General features: G+C 67.2%; 14 protein-coding genes. 7 read left to right on the plus strand and 7 right to left on the minus strand.

The window, feature by feature from the left end:
* Positions 1-27 precede the first annotated feature (27 nt).
* Together E0W60_RS22920 and E0W60_RS22925 are read right to left on the minus strand one after the other, a co-directional pair.
* Entirely contained in the window at positions 28-912 is an 885-nt protein-coding gene (locus E0W60_RS22920) for a polyprenyl synthetase family protein (RefSeq protein ID WP_135705637.1), read from the minus strand.
* Positions 909-1,220, minus strand: a complete 312-nt coding sequence (locus tag E0W60_RS22925) for an exodeoxyribonuclease VII small subunit (RefSeq protein ID WP_133093090.1) — start codon at positions 1,218-1,220, stop codon at positions 909-911. Before E0W60_RS22925 ends, E0W60_RS22920 begins: the two co-directional genes overlap by 4 nt.
* A gap of 391 nt (positions 1,221-1,611) precedes the next feature.
* On the opposite strand from E0W60_RS22925, the gene E0W60_RS22930 reads away from it, so the two are divergent.
* From E0W60_RS22930 to E0W60_RS22940, 3 genes are all read left to right on the plus strand, one after another.
* Entirely contained in the window at positions 1,612-2,715 is a 1,104-nt protein-coding gene (locus tag E0W60_RS22930) for an aromatic ring-hydroxylating oxygenase subunit alpha (protein WP_135705639.1), read from the plus strand.
* 169 nt (positions 2,716-2,884) lie between these two features.
* Positions 2,885-3,808: a DMT family transporter gene (locus E0W60_RS22935; protein WP_133093092.1), complete on the plus strand. Its 924-nt coding sequence runs from the start codon at positions 2,885-2,887 to the stop codon at positions 3,806-3,808.
* Between the two features lie 43 nt (positions 3,809-3,851).
* On the plus strand, positions 3,852-4,709 hold the full coding sequence (locus tag E0W60_RS22940; protein WP_135705641.1) for a sulfurtransferase: 858 nt from the start codon (positions 3,852-3,854) through the stop codon (positions 4,707-4,709).
* Between the two features lie 13 nt (positions 4,710-4,722).
* Here E0W60_RS22940 and E0W60_RS22945 read toward each other — a convergent pair whose 3' ends face one another.
* From E0W60_RS22945 to polA, 4 genes are all read right to left on the minus strand, one after another.
* A complete protein-coding gene (locus E0W60_RS22945) occupies positions 4,723-5,535 on the minus strand; it encodes a ZIP family metal transporter (RefSeq protein ID WP_218959477.1) in 813 nt (270 codons plus the stop codon).
* 193 nt (positions 5,536-5,728) lie between these two features.
* Entirely contained in the window at positions 5,729-6,607 is an 879-nt protein-coding gene (locus tag E0W60_RS22950; protein ID WP_135705642.1) for a dienelactone hydrolase family protein, read from the minus strand.
* Positions 6,608-6,716: 109 nt separating this feature from the next.
* Positions 6,717-8,042, minus strand: coding sequence for an NAD(P)/FAD-dependent oxidoreductase (locus E0W60_RS22955; protein ID WP_135705643.1), 1,326 nt, complete (start codon positions 8,040-8,042; stop codon positions 6,717-6,719).
* Between the two features lie 161 nt (positions 8,043-8,203).
* A complete protein-coding gene (gene polA, locus E0W60_RS22960; RefSeq protein ID WP_135705644.1) occupies positions 8,204-11,026 on the minus strand; it encodes a DNA polymerase I in 2,823 nt (940 codons plus the stop codon).
* A gap of 4 nt (positions 11,027-11,030) precedes the next feature.
* Between polA and E0W60_RS22965 the strand changes: the two genes are divergently transcribed.
* The 4 genes from E0W60_RS22965 (at position 11,031) to E0W60_RS22980 (ending at position 14,575) form a co-directional block, all read left to right on the plus strand.
* On the plus strand, positions 11,031-11,978 hold the full coding sequence (locus tag E0W60_RS22965) for a TIGR00730 family Rossman fold protein (RefSeq protein ID WP_232353319.1): 948 nt from the start codon (positions 11,031-11,033) through the stop codon (positions 11,976-11,978).
* Between the two features lie 244 nt (positions 11,979-12,222).
* A complete protein-coding gene (locus tag E0W60_RS22970) occupies positions 12,223-12,636 on the plus strand; it encodes a hypothetical protein (protein WP_133097420.1) in 414 nt (137 codons plus the stop codon).
* A gap of 142 nt (positions 12,637-12,778) precedes the next feature.
* The gene (locus E0W60_RS22975) at positions 12,779-13,771 is read left to right on the plus strand and encodes a homoserine kinase (protein ID WP_133097419.1); all 993 of its coding nucleotides are present in this window, start codon (positions 12,779-12,781) and stop codon (positions 13,769-13,771) included.
* Positions 13,772-13,777: 6 nt separating this feature from the next.
* Positions 13,778-14,575: a BPSS1780 family membrane protein gene (locus E0W60_RS22980; RefSeq protein WP_133097418.1), complete on the plus strand. Its 798-nt coding sequence runs from the start codon at positions 13,778-13,780 to the stop codon at positions 14,573-14,575.
* A gap of 114 nt (positions 14,576-14,689) precedes the next feature.
* Here the strand turns inward: E0W60_RS22980 and E0W60_RS22985 are convergent, their stop codons facing one another.
* The gene (locus E0W60_RS22985) at positions 14,690-15,448 is read right to left on the minus strand and encodes an IclR family transcriptional regulator (RefSeq protein WP_135705645.1); all 759 of its coding nucleotides are present in this window, start codon (positions 15,446-15,448) and stop codon (positions 14,690-14,692) included.
* Between the last annotated feature and the right edge of the window lie 24 nt (positions 15,449-15,472).

The raw sequence follows: 15,472 nt of genomic DNA on the forward strand, positions 1-15,472 counted from the left end.
CCGGTTTCTTTCGTCCGGCTCGTCATTTCAGTGTGTGCGCAGCACGATCAGGTCCGCCAGGTCGGCCAGGCGGGCTGCGCGGCTGCCGAAGCCGGCCAGCGCTGCATGCGCCTCGGTGCGCAACGCCCCGGCCAGGTCGCGCGCCGCTGCCAGCCCCATCAGCGACACGTAGGTCGGCTTGTCGTGCGCGGCGTCCTTGCCGGCGGTCTTGCCCAGCGTGGCGGTATCCGCGGTGACGTCCAGAATATCGTCAACCACCTGGAACGCCAATCCCACCGCCGCCGCATACTTGTCCAGCTCGGCCAGCCCGCCGGCGTCGATTTCGCCACACAACGCGCCCATGCGCACGCTGGCGCGCAGCAGCGCACCGGTCTTCATCCGGTGCATGGCCTCGAGCGCGTCGCGTGTCATCGCGCGGCCCACGTTCTGCAGGTCGATCGCCTGGCCGCCGGCCATGCCGGTCGAGCCCGACGCCTGCGCCAGCTCCGCCACCAGCTTCAGCCGTGCCGCGGGTGTCAGAACCTCGGCGCCGGCCAGCACGATGAAGGCCTGGGTCTGCAGCGCGTCGCCCACCAGCAGCGCAGTGGCCTCGTCGTAGGCCTTGTGCACGGTAGGCCGGCCACGGCGCAGGTCATCGTCGTCCATGCACGGCATGTCGTCGTGGACCAGCGAGTAGGCGTGGATCATCTCCAGCGCGCAGGCCGCGGCATCGCAGGCGGCGGGGTCGGCCCCGCTGACCTCGCCGGCAGCGTGCACTAACAGCGGCCGCACGCGCTTGCCGCCGCTCAGTGCAGCATAGCGCATCGCTTCGTGCAGCGTATGCGGCACGGTGTTGGCATCTGGCAACGCTGCTTGCAGTGCGGCTTCGGTACGGGCGCTTTGCCCCTGCATCCACTGGGCGAAATCGGTCATGCCTCGTCCGCCCCCTGCGCGCCATTGATCCCGTTGCCGCCGTTGCCTTCGCCGGCGAGCGGCTTCAGTACCTCGCCCTCCAGCACCCTGACCTGCTGCTCGACGCGCTCCAGCTTCTGCTGGCAGTAGCGCACCAGCTCGGCGCCGCGGCGGTAGGCCGCCAGCGAGGCCTCGAGCGGCAGTTCGCCGCTCTCCATGCTGGCCACCAGGGTCTCGAGTTCGGCCATCGCCGCTTCATAGGAAGCGGGCGGCACGGAGGCCGTGGTGGTGTCTTCGGTCTGGACCGCAGCGGTCGTCGTCTTTGGCATGTAGGGCCCTGAGAATATGGCGCCGGGGGCAAAACCCGGATGATGAAGCCCGGATTTTACGCCAAAGCCGGCGCTTGCCCCATCCTTGAGCATGCGGGAGTGGACGCCAACCGCGTGCCGACGGAGTGCAGCCGGGGCGTATGTGACTTGTGCGCTTGGGTCGTCTTTCCGAATGCGGCCGGTACGGCACCCCGATGACGACCCGGGTCGACTTTTTCGCTAAAAAGGCAAAAAAATCAGTCCCTTAACTTTTTGGCTCGGGTACAATCCCCCGTTCGCCGCGAGGGTCTGACGCATCCTCGCCAACCCGCGGCTGTCTTTCCCAAATCGATTCAATTTTCGATGGTTGGGTTGTTCACTGCTTTCACCTGTTCATCTGGGAGTGGGGATAATGTCCAATCTCAGCACCGCGCTTAAGCTGGCGCCGGCTGATACGCAACTGCCCGTCGGCGTCTACTTCGACGAAACGCTGCACCAACAAGAACTGGAACTGCTGTTCAGGCAAGGTCCCGGCTACGTCGGCCACGAACTGATGGTTCCCGAGGTCGGCGACTACCACACGCTCAAGGCCGAGGACGAGGGCCGCATGCTGGTGCGCAATGCCGCCGGCGTGGAACTGATGTCCAACGTGTGCCGCCACCGCCAGGCCATCATGCTCAATGGCCGCGGCAACAAGCAGAACATCGTCTGCCCCCTGCACCGCTGGACCTACGACCTCAAGGGCGAACTGCTCGGCGCGCCGCATTTCGACCAGCAGCCATGCCTGCACCTGAAGCGCTCGCCGCTGCAGAACTGGAACGGTCTGCTGTTCGACGGCAAGCGCGACGTGCGCGCCGACCTGGCCAGGCTGGGCGTGGCGCAGGACCTGAAATTCGACGGCTACATGCTCGACCACGTCGAAGTGCATGACTGTGACTACAACTGGAAGACCTTTATCGAGGTCTACCTGGAGGATTACCACGTCGTGCCGTTCCACCCGGGGCTCGGCAGCTTTGTCTCGTGCGACGACCTGAAGTGGGAGTTCGGCGAATGGCACAGCGTGCAGACCGTGGGCCTGCACGCGGGCCTGAAGCGCCCCGGCAGCCCGACGTACCAGAAATGGCACGACGCGGTGCTGCGCTTCAACAACGGCGTGCTGCCCAAGCACGGCGCGATCTGGCTGACCTACTACCCCAACATCATGGTGGAGTGGTACCCGAACGTGCTGGTGATCTCGACGCTGCACCCGCTGGGCCCGCGCAAGACCCGCAATGTGGTGGAGTTCTACTATCCCGAGGAAATCGCGCTGTTCGAGCGCGAGTTTGTCGAGGCCGAGCGCGCCGCCTATATGGAAACCTGCGTCGAGGACGACGAGATCGCCGAGCGCATGGATGCCGGCCGGCTGGCGCTGCTGAAGCGCGGCACCAGCGAGGTCGGGCCGTACCAGTCGCCGATGGAAGACGGCATGCAGCACTTCCACGAGTGGTATCGCCGCGCCATGTCATACCAGGGCTAGTGCGATAACCGCACGGCTTGCGCCATCACGGACCGCCACGGCGGTCCGTTTTGCTTTAGGGCGCGATGTGCGCTGATAGAATCATTGCTCCGCAATGCCGGCGGCGTCGCCGCCCGCGCCTTTCGCAAGTCCCCCGCAACACCACGCCACTCCACGCTCCGCCCCCGCCATGCAATCGCTCTGGATGCTGTTCGCCGCCTTCTCGTTCTCGTTGATGGGGGTGGGCGTCAAGCTGGCATCCGACCTTTACACCACCGGCGAGATCGTGTTCTACCGCGGGCTGATCAGCGTGGTCATCATGTGGGTGCTGCTGTCGTCGCGCGGCGTGCCGGTGCGCACGCCCTACATGCTGTCGCATATCAAGCGCAGCGTGTTCGGCGTGACCGCGCTGATGCTGTGGTTCACCTCGATCACGCTGCTGCCGCTGGCGACGGCGATGACGCTGAACTACATGTCGCCGGTGTGGATCGCGCTGATCCTCGGCGCCAGCGCCGCCCTGGCCGGCACCGCCGGCAATGCCGACCGGCGCCTGGTGCTGGCGATCCTGCTGTCCTTCGCCGGCGTGATCTGCCTGCTGCAGCCCTCGGTCGGCAAGGACCAGCTCACCGGCGGCCTGGTCGGCCTGATCTCCGGGGTCTTCACCGCGCTGGCCTACGTCGAGGTACGCCAACTCGGCCAGCTGGGCGAGCCCGAGGGCCGCATCGTGTTCTATTTCTCGCTGGTCGGCATGATCGCCGGCCTGGCCTGGATGCTGATTTCCGGCGTCAGCCCGCATACCTGGTATGGCGTTGGCCTGCTGCTGGCCATCGGCATCCTGGCGACGCTGGGCCAGACCGCGATGACGCGCGCCTACAAGCGCGGCAACACCCTTCTGACCGCCAACCTGCAATATGCCGGCATCGTCTTTTCCAGTGTGTGGGGCATGCTGATCTGGTCCGACAAGCTCAACTGGCTGTCGTGGCTGGGCATGGGGCTGATCATTGCCAGCGGCATTGCCACCACGCTGATGCGCGCGCGCCAGGGCACCGACGCCAAGCCGACACCGGCCACGCCGGTCAAGTCGCCCGAGGCGGAAGTGCATCCCGAGGTGTAGCATCCGTTAAGCTTTCGTTCCCTTCGCTCGCTACAGGATTCCCATGCAGAAACCGCTGATTTCCGTCACCGCACTGCAGGCGCTGCTGGCCGGCAACGGCCGCTGCGTCGTGATCGACTGCAGCTTCGACCTGGCCAACCCCGCCGCCGGGCGCGAGGCGTACCACGTCGGCCACCTGCCGGGCGCGTTCTACCTGCACCTGGACAACGAACTGTCGGGCCGCAAGACCGGCAGCAACGGCCGGCACCCCCTGCCCGATGCCGACGACTTCGTCGCGCGGCTGCAGGCGCTGGGCGTGGAAGACGACACCCCGGTAGTGGCTTACGACGCGCAGGGCGGCATGTTCGCCGCGCGGCTGTGGTGGCTGCTGCGCTGGATCGGCCATGACGAGGTCGCGGTGCTGGATGGCGGCAAGGATGCCTGGATCAAGGCAGGCATGCCGCTGGAGCATGAGGCCACCCCGGAGCCGGAGTTTCCCGGCAAGATTTCGCGCCGCGAGTCGCTGGTGCCGACGGTGGACGCCGCCGACCTGCTCGACAACCTCGGCCGCGCCGCGCTGCTGGTGGTCGACGCACGCGCGCCCGACCGCTTCCGCGGCGAGAACGAAACGCTGGATCCGGTCGGCGGCCGTATCCCCGGGGCGGTCAACCGCTTCTTCAAGGACAACCTCGACGCCCAAGGTCGCTTCAAGTCCCCGGAAACGCTGCGCGCCGAGTTTGGCGCGGTGCTGGGCCAGCGCGCGCCCGCTCAGGCGGTGATGCAGTGCGGCTCCGGCGTGACGGCCTGCCACAACCTGCTGGCGCTGGAAGCAGCCGGCCTGGGCGGCGCGGCGCTCTACCCGGGCTCGTGGAGCGAATGGTGCGCTGATCCGGCGCGCCCGGTGGCGACCGGCGCCGCCTGACGCGAGCGGCAGCTCAGTGCGAAGTGGCCACCGGCGCGGCGCTGCCGTGCGCGTGGCCGTGCCGCTCGTGCACGCCGTTGGTGATAAAGACGATCGCCGAAATCCCCGCCGCCACCAGCACTACCTGGATCGCCGACTCGCGCCAGCGCGGCTTGCGCTGCATCTGCGGCATCAGGTCGCTGACGGCGATATAGAGGAAGCTGCTGGCGGCGATCACCAGCACGTAGGGGATCCAGCCGCTCATCTCGTCGAGCAGGAAGTACCCGACCAGGCCGCCGGCGATGGCCGCCACGCTCGACAGCAGGTTGAAGGCGAAGGCGCGCGCCTTGGAGAACCCCGCGTTGAGCAGCACGATGAAGTCGCCCACTTCCTGCGGGATTTCGTGCGCGGCAATGGCCAGCGCGGTGACCACGCCGATATGCGGGTCAGCCAGGAAGGCCGCCGCGATCACGATGCCGTCGGCAAAGTTGTGGAAGGTATCGCCCACCAGGATGGTCAGGCCGCTGCGCCCCGCCTCTTCGCGGTCATGGCCGTGATGGTGGTGGTGCCCGTCGCCCTCGTGGTGGTGCGAGTGGCGCAGCAGCGAGATCTTCTCCAGCAGGAAGAAGCCCAGCAGCCCCGCCAGCAGCGTGCCGAACAGCGCGCGCGGGTCGGCGCCGGACTCGAACGCCTCCGGCAGCGAATGCAGCAGCGCCGTGGCGAGCAGTACGCCCACCGAGAAGCTCACCATGCGCTCGACCACGCGGGACGCCACCGTCAGCGACAGCAGCGCCGCCCCGAAGATGCTGCCCACGCCCGAGATCGTGGCGGCGAGCAGGATATACAAAAGCGTCGAATGGATGATGGGCTCCCAGGTGGCGACGCTGGCGGCCTTTCAGCCATCCAGCAAGCAGCTCCGCCGTTCCGCCCGCATTGCGCCGGGCGGCTAACGCAACAATGTTGCAATAACTCAAAGGCCGCATTGTACGTATCCGCCGGGACTTTGCAATCCTGCTCTCGACCGAGTCACCCCGAACGGATCACGCTACGCCGTGCTGCTTGAACCAGGCCAGCGCCTTCTGCCAGCCGTCCCTGGCGTCCGCTTCGCGGTAACTGGGCCGGTAGTCGGCATGGAAAGCATGGCCGGACTCGGGATAGACCACGAAGCGCGAGCCTTTGGCGTCCCGGTCGGATGAAGCCGCCAGCGCCGCCTTCATCTTCTCCACATGCTCCAGCGGGATGCCGGTGTCCTTGCCGCCGTACAGGCCGAGCACCGGCGCATGCAGCTGGCCGACAAGGTCGATCGGGTTCTTGGGCTTCAGCGGCGCGGGCTCTGGCGACAGCTGGCCGTACCAGGCCACGGCGGCCTTGAGCTGCCGGCTGTGCGCCGCGAACAGCCAGGTGATGCGGCCGCCCCAGCAAAAGCCGGTGATGCCGAGTCGCGACACGTCGCCGCCATTGGCGCCCGACCAGGCCACCGCGGCGTCGAGGTCGCCCATGACCTGGACGTCCGAGACCTTGGCGATCACCTCGCGCTGAAGTTCCTGGATGGAACCGAAGCTCTGCGGGTCGCCCTGGCGCGCGAACAGTTCGGGCGCGATCGCCAGGTAGCCGAGCTTGGCGAAGCGCCGGCAGATATCGGCGACGTATTCGTGCACGCCGAAGATCTCGCTGACGACCAGCACCACCGGCAGGTTTTTCTTGCCTTCCGGCTGGGCCCGGTAGGCGGGCATGCTGAAGCCGCCGGACGGGATCGTGACCTCGCCCGCGGTCAGACCGGCGAAATCGGTCTTGATGGCTTGCTGGGCCATCACCGGCAAGGCAGCCGCGGCAAAGGCGGAACCGAGCGCGATCTTGACGAAGCCGCGGCGGTCGAAGGTCTGGCCGGGGACGAGGCTTTCCACTTCGGGTTTGAGCATGCGTGTCTCCAGGAACATGGGTGGCTGGCGCGCCAAAAATCGCCAGCCACCGATTCTAAGCAGACATGACGCTTCGTGCTCATGCCTGCACGATGTTCCCAGTGCTGCCTCAGTGCAGCTTCACCCGCGGGCTGGTCTTGCTGCGCAGCCAGTGCGACACGGTGTCCAGCGCCATGCCGACCGCGCCGTGCAGCGCCATCACGTGCATCCGGTATAGCGAGGTGTACATGACGCGCGCCATCAGCCCTTCGATAAACATCGAGCCGCCGATCAGCCCGCCCATCAGGCTGCCCACCGCGCTGAAGTGCCCCAGCGACACCAGCGAGCCAAAATCCTTGAAAGCGAACGACGGCAGCGGCTTGCCTTCGAGCCGCGCGCACAGCGCCTGGTAGAGGAAGGTCGCCTGCTGGTGCGCCGCCTGCGCGCGCGGCGGCACCGAGGTCTGCTTCTCCGGCCACGGGCAGCTGGCGCAGTCGCCGAAGGCAAAGATGTCGGGATCGCCCTCGCTCTGCAGCGTCGGGCCGACCACGATCTGCCCCTGGCGGCTGGTCGGCAGGCCCAGCGTGGCCAGCACCTGCGGCGCGGTAATGCCCGCGGCCCACACCGTCAGGTCGGCATCGATGGTCTTGCCGCTGGCGGTCAGCACGGCCTGCGGCGTGACCTCGGTCACGCGCTCGCTGGTAAAGACATCGACATCGAGCTTCTTCAGCAGCTTGGCGGTCTCGGCCGAGACGCGCTCCGACAGCGCCGGCAGGATGCGCGGGCCGGCCTCGACCACGTGGATGCGCACGTCGCGGCGCGGGTCGAGGCGGTGCAGGCCATAGGCGCTGAGCACGTGCGCGGTGTTGCGCAGCTCCGCCGACAGTTCGACGCCGGTGGCGCCGGCCCCGATGATGGCCACGTCAACGCGCGGACGGCCGTCCTCGCCGATGCGCCCGCGCCCGTTCTGCGCACGCACGCAGGCGGCGATCAGGCGCTTGCGGAAGCGTTCGGCCTGCGCCACGGTATCGAGCGCGATGGCGTTCTCGGCGGCGCCCGGCACGCCGAAGAAATGCGTGACGCAGCCGATCGCCAGCACCAGCGTGTCATACGGCAACTCGCGCGCGGGCAGCAGCTCGGCGCCGTCCTGGTCATTGCAGGCAGATACGGCGATGGTCTTGCGCGCGCGGTCGATGCCGGTCAGCTCGCCCTGCTGGAACTCGAAATGGTGCCAGCGCGCCTGCGCCGCGTATTCGAGCTGGTGCGTGTTGGGATCCATGCTGCCGGCGGCAACTTCATGCAGCAGCGGTTTCCAGATGTGGGTAGGCAAGCGGTCCACCAGGACCACCTGCGCCGTTCCCTTCCTGCCAAGCTTGTCGCCGAGCCTGGTTACCAGTTCCAGCCCTCCTGCCCCGCCGCCGACGACAACGATGCGGTGCGCCTTTGCTTCTGTCATGGTCTACCCGTGCGTATTGTGAAATCCGTGCCTGAGGCATGGCCACAGTCTGCTGCATTGCAGCATGCATGGCAAGCCGCATAACACGACTCAGCAGTCGCTTCAATCGATACCGCCATGCAAACGCGGGGGAGGGTTGTCAGCTCAACTTCATTGCGCTTTCAGTGCGCTTCTTCCCAGTTGGCGCCGCTGCCCACCTCGGCCACCAGCGGCACGCGCAACTGCGCCACCGTGCACATCAGCTCCGGCAGGCGCGCCTTCACCAGTTCCAGCTCATGCTCGGGCACTTCCAGCACCAGTTCATCGTGCACCTGCATGATCTGGCGCGTCTGCAGCCCGTCGCGCTCCAGCCAGCCCTGTACCGCGATCATCGACAGCTTGATCAGGTCGGCGGCCGTGCCCTGCATCGGCGCATTGATGGCGGCGCGCTCGGCGGCCTGGCGGCGCGGGCCACTGCCGCCGTTGATATCGGGCAGCCACAGCCGGCGGCCGAACACGGTCTCGACATAGCCCTGCTCGCGCGCGGTCTGCCGGGTTTCTTCCATGTAGTGCGCCACGCCGGGGTAGCGCATGAAGTAGCGGTCGATATAGTGCTTGGCCGCGTCGCGTTCGATGCCCAGGTTGCTGGCCAGCCCGAACGCGCTCATGCCATAGATCAGGCCAAAGTTGATGACCTTGGCATAGCGGCGCTGCTCGCTGCCGACCGCGTCGCGCTCCACGCCGAAGATCTCGGCGGCGGTGGCACGATGGATGTCCTCGCCGTTGGCGAAGGCGCGCAGCAGGTTCTCGTCGCCGGAGATATGGGCCATGATGCGCAGCTCGATCTGCGAATAGTCGGCCGACACGATCACGCTGCCCGGCTCGGCGATAAAGGCTTCGCGGATGCGGCGGCCTTCCTCGGTGCGCACCGGGATGTTCTGCAGGTTGGGCTCGGTCGATGCCAGCCGGCCCGTCACCGCGGTGGCCTGCCCGTAGCTGGTGTGCACGCGGCCGGTGCGCGCATTGACCATCCTGGGCAGCTTGTCGGTGTAGGTGGACTTGAGCTTGGCCAGGCCGCGGTAGTCGAGCAGCAGCTTGGGCAGGGGGTAGTCCTCGGCCAGCTTCTGCAGCACCTCTTCGTCGGTCGACGGCGCGCCGCTGGCGGTCTTCTTCACCACCGGCAGCTTCATCTGGTTGAACAGGATCTCGCCGATCTGCTTGGGCGAGCCCAGGTTGAACGGCTGGCCCGCGGCCTCGTACGCGGACTGCTCCAGCGCCAGCATGCGCTGGCCCAGCTCGGCGCTCTGCGCGGCCAGGCGTTCGGCGTCGATCAGCACGCCGTTGCGCTCGATCTTCTGCAGCACCACCGAGACCGGCATCTCGATCTCTTCATACACGCGGCGCAACCCTGCGGCCGCTTCCACCTGCGGAAACATCTTGCGATGCAGGCGCAGCGTCACGTCGGCGTCTTCGGCGGCGTACTCGGTGGCGCGCGCCAGGTCGATCTGGTCGAAGCCGATCTGGCCGGCGCCCTTGCCACACACCTCTTCGTAGGTGATGGTCTTCAGGTTGAGCAGCCGCTCGGCCAGGCTGTCCATGCCGTGGTTGCGGTGCGAGGCCAGCACGTAGCTCTGCAGCATGGTGTCGTGCGCCACGCCGCGCAGCGTCACGCCGTGGTTGGCGAAGACGTGGATGTCGTATTTCAGGTTCTGGCCGAGCTTGGGGCGGCTGGCGTCCTCGAGCCAGGCGCGCATGCGCTCCAGCACGAATTCACGCGAGAGCTGCCCGTGCTCGGGCAGGCCGGCCACGTCCGGGCCGCGGTGCGCCACGGGGATGTAGCAGGCTTCGCCCGGCGTCGCCGACAACGAGATGCCCACCAGCTGCGCCTGCATGGGATCGAGCGAATCGGTCTCGGTATCGATCGCCACCAGCGGCGCGGCCTCGATGCGCCGCATCCAGTCTTCCAGCATGCCCTGCGTGGTGACCGTCTCGTGGCGGATCTCGGTGGGCGCGCTCTCTTCCGTTGCCTGGACCACATTGCCGGTGGCCGCCGCCGGCGCATCGAACAGGCCGCCCTGCGCCGGCACCGGCGCCGCGGCCGCGCGGGCGCGGGCCTGCGCGCGCGCGTCAGGTAAGCGTTCTCCCGTGGCTTCGCGCAGCCAGGTCTTGAAACCGTAGCGCTGGAAGAATTCGACCAGCTTGTCCTTGTCCTCGCCGGTCTCGCGCAGCGCGTGGAAATCCGCCACCGCCTTGCTCAGGTCGCAGTCGGTCTTGACCGTGACCAGCTTGCGCGCCATTGGCAGCCAGTCGAGCGTATTGCGCAGGTTTTCGCCGACCACGCCCTTCATGCCCGGCGCGGCGGCCATCACGCCGTCGAGCGAGCCATGCTCGGACAGCCATTTGACCGCGGTCTTGGGGCCGACCTTGGGCACGCCGGGGACGTTGTCGACCGCATCGCCGATCAGCGACAGGTAGTCGATGATGCGCTCCGGCGGCACGCCGAACTTGGCCGCCACGCCCGGGGGATCGAGCACTTCGCCGCTCATGGTGTTGACCAGCGTGACCTGGTCGTTGACCAGCTGCGCCAGGTCCTTGTCGCCGGTGGATACAACCGTACGCACGCCCTGCTCGGTGGCCTGGCGCGACAGCGTGCCGATCACGTCGTCGGCCTCGACGCCGTCGACCACCACGATCGGCCAGCCCAGCGCGCGCACGGCCTCGTGGATCGGCTCGATCTGGCGGGCCAGGTCTTCCGGCATGGACGGGCGGTGTTCCTTGTAGGCCGGATACATGTCGTCGCGGAAGGTCTTGCCCTTTGCGTCGAACACGCAGGCGCTATACTCTGCCGGGTAATCGTTGCGCAGCTTGCGCAGCATGTTGATCATGCCGTAGATTGCCCCTGTGGGCAGGCCCTCTCCATTCCTCAGGTCCGGCAGAGCGTGATAAGCGCGATACAGATAGCTCGATCCGTCGACGAGCAAGAGTGTTTTTGGACTATCCGACATTCCCATGGACTCAAAATTGACTGGTGCCGCTGCGGGCGGTGCTTCGACCGCCCCCCTTGCTGATCCGGATGTATCCGATATCTCCGGCGATACCGTACAACCCCCGCCGGAGGCAGCGTCCGAACACGCCGCAGCCGTAGCCGCCGCGGCCGATGCCGCCGCCGCTGGCCATCCGCCTGAAGTGGCCGCAGAAAAAGCCGCCGCCGCCGCGGCGCGTGCCAATCCGCGCAAGATGATCCCCAGCCTGCGTGCGCTGGCCGACGAAGACCGCGCGACCGCGAAGAAGGCGCGCGCATCGTGGCAAATGTTCACGATTATGGCAGAGTTCATCGAGGCGACCGAGTACCTCTCGGAGATCCGCCCGGCCGTGTCGATCTACGGCAGCGCGCGCCTGCGCGAGGATTCGCCCTACTACCAGCGCACCATCGAGATCGCGCGGCTGTTCTCCGATGCCGGCTTCGCCGTCATCTCGGGCGGCGGCCCCGGCATCATGGAAGCGGCCAACAAGGGCGCGCACGCCGGCAAGTCTGCCAGCGTGGGCCTGAACATCGAACTGCCGCACGAGCAGCAGGGCAATCCGTACCAGGACATTGCCATGCGCTTCCGCCACTTCTTCACGCGCAAGGTCACCTTCGTCAAGAACTCCGACGCCTTTATCGTGATGCCGGGCGGCTTCGGCACGCTGGACGAGCTGGCCGAGGTGCTGACGCTGGTGCAGACCGGCAAGTCGCGCTCGGTGCCGGTGGTCATGTTCGGCAGCCGCTTCTGGAAGGGCCTGCTCGACTGGTTCCGCTTCACGCTGCTGCCGATGGGCCTGATCGCCGAGCACGACCTCGACCTGATGAAGATCGTCGACGAGCCGCATGAAGTACTCGAAGCGGTCTACGACTACTACGAGCGCCGTGGCGGCGACAAGCCGATCCCGCCCAAGGAAGAGATGTTCTACCTGTAAGCGCGCCGCCGGGCCTGGGCCCGGCCGGCTTGCGCCGCAAGCCACGCGTCAGGCACTCCTGCCGTTGCGCGGGTGCGCCGCGGGGCACGGCCCGGCCTCCGGGCACGGCAGAATTGCTAGAATGGAACCTGTCCGTTCTGCCAAGCCCGGCGCCGCCGGGTTGCAGCCAACCGCCGCATGCCGCGGCGTCGCCCGCCGCCCCTTATTGCCCTTGGGGCGCCGCGACGCCGCACAGGAGCCCCTGATGACCTCCCGTTCCACCCGGTCGTGCCGTTCTGCCCGGTCCGACGACCCCCTGCCCGCGGGCCTGCGCCTGCTGGCCGCGGCTGCCGCCACATTTGCGCTGGCGGCGCCCGTGCTGGCCCAGGGCAACCAGGAAAGCAGCGCACTGTCGCAGCAGGAACTGAACCAGATCAACAACCAGCCGATCGCGCCGGCAGCCAAGACGCAGCTGAACCAGCCGCGCCAGCCGAGCTTCCAGCTCAACGAGCGCGACGGCACGCAGGTGCGCGAGTACCGCGACAAGGGCCGCGCCACCGATATCCAGGTCAAGTCCGGCTTCGGCACCAAGTACGAGATGAGCAAGCCGGAAGACAGCTCGCCGCGCATCCGCGAGCACGATGTCAACCGCGTACCATCGGTCAACCTGAAATTCTGACCACGCAAGCGCCCTGCCGCAGCGGCGGCGGGACGCTGACCCACGGCCCGGCGTAAGCGGGCCGCGCCGGCCCTCCGGCAGTCATGCCGCGGCGGCGGCCCTGGTTTTGCCGCCGCTTTCCGATTCGCTTCACACAACGAGTATGGCCGTATTCACCACGGTCTCGCAGGACGAGATCGCCAGCTGGCTGCTTGATTTCGACCTTGGCGAAGTGCGCGAACTGCGCGGCATCGCCTCGGGCATCGAGAACAGCAATTTCTTCCTTACCATGGAGCAGGATGGCCAGGCACGCCAGTACGTGCTGACCATCTTCGAGCGCCTGTCGTTCGCGCAGCTGCCCTATTACCTGCACCTGATGGCGCACCTGGCCGAGCGCGGCATCCGCGTGCCGGCGCCGATCCCGGCGCGCGACGGCGAGATCCTGCGCCCGCTCAAGGGCAAGCCCGCCACCATCGTCACGCGCCTGCCCGGCGCCTCGCAGCTGGCGCCGGACGCGCAGCACTGCGCCGAAGTCGGCGACATGCTGGCGCGCATGCACCTGGCCGGCCAGGACTACCCGCGCCGCCAGCCCAACCTGCGCAGCCTGGCCTGGTGGCAGCAGACCGAGCCCGAGATCCTGCCTTTCCTCGACGCCGGCCAGCGTACCCTGCTGCAACAGGAAATCGCGCACCAGGCGGCGTTCTTCGCCAGCGCCGACTACGCCAGCCTGGGCGAAGGCCCGTGCCATTGCGACCTGTTCCGCGACAACGTGCTGTTCGAGGAAGACGGCAGCGGACGCCACCGTCTGGGCGGCTTCTTCGACTTCTATTTCGCCGGCAACGACAAGTGGCTGTTCGACCTGGCGGTCACCGTCAACGACTGGTGCATCGACCTGGCCAGCGGCGAACTCGACCACGCGCGGGCGCAGGCAATGCTGCGCGCTTATCATGCGGTCAGGCCGCTGAGCGACACCGAGGCCGCGCACTGGCAGGACATGCTGCGCGCGGGCGCGCTGCGCTTCTGGGTGTCGCGGCTGTGGGACTTCTACCTGCCGCGCGAGGCCGACATGCTGCAGCCGCACGATCCCACTCATTTCGAACGCATCCTGCGCCGGCGCCTGGACACCAGTCCCGCGCGCCCGCTCCCCTGGATCTGATCCGTCATGCAACTACTGGAAGTTCCTGCCAAGGAAGGCTACGTCTGGTTCCGCCAAGGTATCTGGCTGTTCCGCAAGAATCCGCTGACTTTCCTGATGCTGCTGTTCGTCTACCTGATCGCCGCGCAGCTGGCCATCGTGGTGCCGCTGATCGGCATCATCGCGCTGCTGGTGGTCACGCCGGGCCTGTCGGTCGGCGTAATGACCGCGTGCCGCGACGTGATCCAGAACAAGCGCGTGCTGCCCACCGTGCTGCTGGCGGGCTTTCGCGCCAACGGCAAGGAAGCCACGCGCAACCTGCTGGTTCTGGGCGGCATCTACGCCGGGCTGGTGTTCATGCTGGGGCTGATCGCCGGCGCGGTGGTCGACATGAGCGCGCTGGTGCCGATCGTGCTGAAGGAAGAAGCGCCCTCGGCCGAAGCGGTGCGGCAGCTCTACTACGCAATGATGATCGGCGCGCTGCTGTACACGCCGATCGCGATGATGTTCTGGTTCGCGCCGCTGCTGGCGGCCTGGCACGGGGTACCACCGGTCAAGGCGCTGTTCTTCAGCTGGACCGCGTGCTGGCGCAATCGCGGGGCGTTCTTCACCTATATCGTGCTGTTCGCGATGCTGCTGGTGGCGATCCCGTTTATCCTGGAGGCGGTATTCAGCGCGTTCGGGGCGGAGACGGTGCTGTCGTTCCTGGTGACGCCGTATTCGCTGCTGATGCTGGCGATCTTGTATTGCTCGTTCTATGCGACGTACCGCGGTTGCTTCAACGTGACGCCGCCGGGCGTCGAGCCGACGGCGCCGGCGGTTTGAAACCCAAGCAAGAGCGAGCGGTTTTGGGTGCTCCCAAGCAGCCCGAGCAAGCCTGAGCAAGGTGTTCTCCCTCTCCCGCAAGCGTGAGAGGGGAGCAAACCACCGCAGCGCGGTCTACTCCCCAAACGTCTTCACCATCGCGTCCGCCGCCATGCGCAGGTCGGGCACGAATCCCATCAGCCGGTCCATCGTCATCCGCGCCAGCGGCGCCTGCACCGCGATCGCCGCGCAGGCGCGGCTGCGGTTGCGCATCACCGGCACCGCCACCGCAATCATCCCCTCTAGGTTTTCCTGGTTGTTGATGCCCAGGCGCCGCCGCCGCGTCTCGGCCAGCTCCGCGTGCAGTGCCGCGGCGTCGGTGATGGTACGCGCCGAATGCGCGCGCAGCGGCAGGTTGGCCACCAGGCGTTCGCGCTGCGCGTTCGGCAGAAAGGCCAGCAGCAGCTTCCCGCTGGCGGTGCAATGCAGCGGCACACGCGAGCCCGGCTGCAGGTGCATGCGCAGCGGCCATTGCGTTTCGACCCGGTCCAGATAAACCACGTCGTCGCCCGACAGCATGGTCAGGTTGCAGGTCTCGCCGACCTTGTCGACCAGTTGCTGCAGGATCGCGTGCCGCGCCGCGGCCGGCCCCGCCTGCATCAGCACATTGACCGCGAGCTGGCGCACGCGTGACGAACATTCATAGCCGGGGCTGCCCGCCGTGCGCGACACCAGCCAGGTGCTTTCCAGCTGCTTGAGGATGCGGTGCACGGTCTGCTTGGGCAGTCCGATTTCCTCAACGATGGCGCACAGCGGCATGGGCCCGTCGGCGGCGGACAGGATCTCCAGGATGCGGAAGGCGCGCACCGCGGCGGCGTTCGAGTGATTACTCATGGATGCAATTTAGCGGATTCCGGG

The sequence above is a fragment of the Cupriavidus oxalaticus genome (genome assembly GCF_004768545.1).
Classification (GTDB): domain Bacteria; phylum Pseudomonadota; class Gammaproteobacteria; order Burkholderiales; family Burkholderiaceae; genus Cupriavidus; species Cupriavidus oxalaticus_A.

What these genes read in the sequence shown, in the direction of transcription:
- E0W60_RS22920 (WP_135705637.1), bottom strand. Translation starts at nt 912, where the DNA reads ATGACCGATTTCGCCCAGTGGATGCAGGGGCAAAGCGCCCGTACCGAA.
- E0W60_RS22925 (WP_133093090.1), bottom strand. Translation starts at nt 1,220, where the DNA reads ATGCCAAAGACGACGACCGCTGCGGTCCAGACCGAAGACACCACCACG.
- E0W60_RS22930 (WP_135705639.1), top strand. Translation starts at nt 1,612, where the DNA reads ATGTCCAATCTCAGCACCGCGCTTAAGCTGGCGCCGGCTGATACGCAA.
- E0W60_RS22935 (WP_133093092.1), top strand. Translation starts at nt 2,885, where the DNA reads ATGCAATCGCTCTGGATGCTGTTCGCCGCCTTCTCGTTCTCGTTGATG.
- E0W60_RS22940 (WP_135705641.1), top strand. Translation starts at nt 3,852, where the DNA reads ATGCAGAAACCGCTGATTTCCGTCACCGCACTGCAGGCGCTGCTGGCC.
- E0W60_RS22950 (WP_135705642.1), bottom strand. Translation starts at nt 6,607, where the DNA reads ATGCTCAAACCCGAAGTGGAAAGCCTCGTCCCCGGCCAGACCTTCGAC.
- E0W60_RS22955 (WP_135705643.1), bottom strand. Translation starts at nt 8,042, where the DNA reads ATGACAGAAGCAAAGGCGCACCGCATCGTTGTCGTCGGCGGCGGGGCA.
- polA (WP_135705644.1), bottom strand. Translation starts at nt 11,026, where the DNA reads ATGTCGGATAGTCCAAAAACACTCTTGCTCGTCGACGGATCGAGCTAT.
- E0W60_RS22965 (WP_232353319.1), top strand. Translation starts at nt 11,031, where the DNA reads ATGGACTCAAAATTGACTGGTGCCGCTGCGGGCGGTGCTTCGACCGCC.
- E0W60_RS22970 (WP_133097420.1), top strand. Translation starts at nt 12,223, where the DNA reads ATGACCTCCCGTTCCACCCGGTCGTGCCGTTCTGCCCGGTCCGACGAC.
- E0W60_RS22975 (WP_133097419.1), top strand. Translation starts at nt 12,779, where the DNA reads ATGGCCGTATTCACCACGGTCTCGCAGGACGAGATCGCCAGCTGGCTG.
- E0W60_RS22980 (WP_133097418.1), top strand. Translation starts at nt 13,778, where the DNA reads ATGCAACTACTGGAAGTTCCTGCCAAGGAAGGCTACGTCTGGTTCCGC.
- E0W60_RS22985 (WP_135705645.1), bottom strand. Translation starts at nt 15,448, where the DNA reads ATGAGTAATCACTCGAACGCCGCCGCGGTGCGCGCCTTCCGCATCCTG.